The organism is Deltaproteobacteria bacterium (genome assembly GCA_016930875.1).
GTDB lineage: Bacteria > Desulfobacterota > Desulfobacteria > Desulfobacterales.
Map to the genome: position 1 here is coordinate 1 of JAFGFW010000134.1, position 3,797 is coordinate 3,797.

A 3,797-nucleotide genomic window follows, 5' to 3' on the forward strand; every position below is an offset into this window, starting at 1 on the left:
AAAGCTTTGTTACCTTCCATTTCTTGGCCGCACCATTCGATGATAGACCCCGAAGATATGTCTCTCGTGTCTGCTGTAATTTCTCTGATGCGTTAGAAAACTGTTCAACCGCCTCATCCGCTGCCCACAGGATCTCGGCAATGCGCATTTGTTCATCAAGCGGCGGCAGCGGGAATTCCTGCACTTTCAGCGTTTTCCAGTTGATCGTCGGCGAAAGCGAGCCCACCGATATTTCGATGGCCCGCTCCATGAACATGTCGGATTGTAGGAAGAACGGCAAAACTCCGGCAGAATCATCTTGGGCTTTGCACGGACGACCATGGCATGAGCCGAGCAGATGCCATCGAACTCCGCCACGGCGAGTTTGCGCTGATACGCACGGCGACGACCGAAAATCACATCGCCCTTTTTGAAAGCCAGCTTTTGTCCGATGACATCGGACGGGTGCCCCCATGGGCGCAAGTGAATCGTACTTGGGTCGAGATGTTCAAGCCCAACATAAACATCGGTCTTGGCATCGGCAGGGTCCACCCGCACAGCAACATTCTCGGCAATGTCACCAAACTTGACCGTCTTCCAGCCGGACTTCAGGGATTGCGAACTCATTTGCAGTCTCCCATATTCAATGCTTCATCAACCCAGCAGATCGCTCGCCGCAGGTTGTCAGCCAATGGGCCTTTTGCGGAGGAGTAATGCTTATTAAACAAATTTCTCAAAAAACCTCGGAGGTACTTAGAATTGGATCTGATCTCACTTATGGTCAGGCCACGCAAGGCTTGGAGGCAGTATGTCAATTCCTTCTCGGAAAGCGAGGCACTAGTTTTTTTATTAAGAAGAGCCTTGGCAAATTCTCGTTTTTTAGTCGCTGCGGCTGTTTTTACGTTCGGAATGGGCAGTTCTTGTGTGCTATGCCTCTTCAAGCGCTCTATCAATTTTGAACGAGTTGCCGATCTCGTAACTACGCCTTCGAGTAATTCGACAATTTTGTCCAAAGTCATTCCGGACTTCTTGATGAAATAGTAAACAGGTAGAAACGCAGTACTTTCAAAGCAGATCTGTTTGATGTACTCGTCTGGCTCAGGGACATTATACTGATTCAAAGTGCTGAGAATGATATCGGCAGTCCTTATGCCTTTGGTTTTTATAATTTGTCTTTTGGAGGTACCGATAACGGTTCCAGCCAGGGGTTCGACATGGCCGATCAGCTTTAGTGTGGGCTTGCCTTTGACCTCAGAAAACTCACCCTCTTTTATGAAGGAGAGCTGACTGAGAAGAGACTCATCAATCAGAAACGAACCTCCGGCCCCAGTCACGCTGCCGGTGTGTAGATCGAAAATTCCAGCCTCCAGAACGCCAATACGCGCTATGTTTTCGAGATGTTGCATCCACAGACGCTGCTATGTTTCCCTCTTGGCCTCAAGGATGGCTCTCAGCTCAGGATATTTGATGCGCTCGGAGCGGCCTCGATATCGGTAGTAGATATCGCTCTCTTTCAGCTCCTTCCCAGCGTCTTTTGTGCAGACGACAGGCTTATCCTTGGCCTCATGGATATACAGAAGGCCAAAAACTTTCCCCTGAAGTTCGTACTCCTGAATCGTCCACTCTATTTCCGGGGCAAAGTGATTATTGAAGTTGCGTGACATTTTCTCTGGATCGATATCCTCGAATAACTTCAGGTTCGTTCCTGAAAGACCGCAAAGTAGATGTGGCTTATTGGCAATACCAAACACTATATAGCCACCCTTGGCATTGGCATAAGCGGCGCTCGTTTTCAGATACTTGGGCAAACTTGCCCAGCCGAATGACTCCTTGAATTCCAGGCTGCTGCTTTCCCTTGAGATCACTCGTTCTGGATCTGTGAGGGAAATCTTGAATATTTCGTTCAAGTCCTCTTGAGAGAAAGGCGTCTTAGTTTCTATGCAGCCCTCCGTTGCTGAGATTCGGAACTTTGACGCATTGATCCAGCTTCCTATGCAACATGGAAATCAGGGTGAGGTAATCAGCGGCGTCAGTCTCTCCCTGCCAGAGAATTTTAGGACCGTGCGCCAGCGGGTTACGGATCGCCGCTGCACATCCCTTCAGAAGTTGTGCAAATCCTTTGTGTTCTGATTTTCTGTTTCAGTCTGAAGTGTGTTGAATGCGAGGAATGGCTTTTCAACTGAGAAAACCCGGTCAAACAGACTGGCACCATCGGCTTCAACACCGGCTAGATCACGAATTCTTTGAAACAACCCTTTGCAGGCTTCAAAAACGGCTTGAAAATAGTTTTCTTGCATCAGTTCTGGCTGGCAGTATTTGTAGACTTCAGGATGAGTATTACGGGGAGCCAACTTGTTACGAACACCCTGGGCTCGCACCTCTGCTTCATCCAGTGTTTTGGCTTGAGTTGTATACCTGAATTGACCGTCCTTGCCATACTCAAGGCCATGCAGAATAAAGATCGCGTTAAGTTCACCACGATGGTGTTCGAACTCATCTCGTTTCCCAACGAATCGAGTTGGGATAAGATAGGACTTAACAAAGGCAAGAATCTGATTGGCGCTTTTTGTCGTAGCCTGGTTTTTTAAAAATACCGAATTGAGACGCCGCCACTTGGTGGATTCGCCCGAGTCATCAATAAGTCCGTTCGTTTGGAAGTATCGACTGATGTCTGTTCCAGATCCAGCCTCGCCAATTACCTTGGCAATGGCCTCAACTGTACCCGGATCAAAAGGAGGGTGTGCGCCCATTACATTTGTCCCTGGTTGAAGTCATCCTGAAACCTACGAACCTTTTCCATGACGATCTCGAAGCCCGGTGCTTCGCCAAAAAACATCTCTTGCTGCATGTTGCGATAATCAGCTCGCCACTCCGGCAGCTGATCATCGGTTGGGACCAGCCGCAGTTGCCCTCGAACCAGGGTTGCATAATCCACCCAATTCTGGCGGAAAAATACTGCGCGGTGGCTGGCCACATGGGCAAACAGTGCGTCATCGGCCATGGCTTCACTGGCGATACCCGCATCGATCAACCGGTACAGGTCATAGTAATGGCGAGCCATGTATTCTTTGAGTTTGCCGCCGGTAGGCCGGAAGGTTTCTTCGTGCAGCAGCATGGCCTTCTCCCAAAAGGTTCGCTTCGGCATCACCGCGCGCACGTCAACCTTGTCTTCGGGCAGCAAATCCGGAAAAGCATCACTGATGTAAGGGGAGATCGTAATCGTTGCCGATGGGTCCGTATCGGAACGCGCTCCCATCTCGATCTTGACCGCTCGCCGCAGATAAGCTGCTCCGGCAGGAAATGCCGTCGGGTAGTTGAACAGCAGGGTTTGACCATCCGGATCAGCCGGATCATCCAACAGCTCCCAGGTCAGCGACGCAGGAATGTCGGCGATAATTGCTTCCTGCAATGCCGGTCGAATGTTCTCTTTGACGCATTTCTGACAAGCATCACGCAGTGCATCGAGGCGCTTTCTCGTCTGTTTCTTGCTAGGGGCCGTCTCCGGCGCATTGTCGCCATCAAACCCGAGCACCCCTCGGTTGAGCACGATATCGATGTCCTCTGAAAACCGCTCGATCAGTTTCCAACCTTTGGAGAGCGACGTACCGCCCTTGAATGTCAGTTGCTCCCCCCAGACCGGCAGCCGAAATAACTTGTCGAGCGTCCAGCAGACCCAAAAGTCCTTTTCCACAGCCACTTCGGCCAGATTCAATTGTGCACCTGTTTGTGTACACACCAGGTTGCGGCGCTCCTCCGTCATTCCAATAAAAGTTTTCACTCGGATTTCTCCTTGCCTGCCAGGTCGCGGATGATGTCGG

General features: G+C 50.4%; 3 protein-coding genes and 2 pseudogenes. All 5 read right to left on the reverse strand.

Annotated features, from left to right (window positions below; all coding sequences use genetic code 11):
• Positions 1–606, reverse strand: a pseudogene (locus JW883_11895) (restriction endonuclease subunit S).
• Entirely contained in the window at positions 603–1,385 is a 783-nt protein-coding gene (locus JW883_11900; GenBank protein MBN1842969.1) for a hypothetical protein, read from the reverse strand. The pseudogene JW883_11895 and the gene JW883_11900 overlap by 4 nt, the downstream one beginning before the upstream one ends.
• A 12-nt stretch (positions 1,386–1,397) precedes the next feature.
• On the reverse strand, positions 1,398–1,886 hold the full coding sequence (locus tag JW883_11905) for an ATP-binding protein (GenBank protein MBN1842970.1): 489 nt from the start codon (positions 1,884–1,886) through the stop codon (positions 1,398–1,400).
• Positions 1,887–1,908: 22 nt separating this feature from the next.
• Positions 1,909–2,729 (reverse strand): annotated as a pseudogene (locus tag JW883_11910) (TIGR02391 family protein).
• Positions 2,729–3,797, reverse strand: a 1,069-nt coding sequence (locus JW883_11915) for a nucleotidyl transferase AbiEii/AbiGii toxin family protein (protein MBN1842971.1), incomplete at its 5' end; no start/stop codon positions are given. The pseudogene JW883_11910 and the gene JW883_11915, both read right to left, overlap by 1 nt.

What these genes read in the sequence shown, in the direction of transcription:
- JW883_11900 (MBN1842969.1), bottom strand. Translation starts at nt 1,385, where the DNA reads ATGCAACATCTCGAAAACATAGCGCGTATTGGCGTTCTGGAGGCTGGA.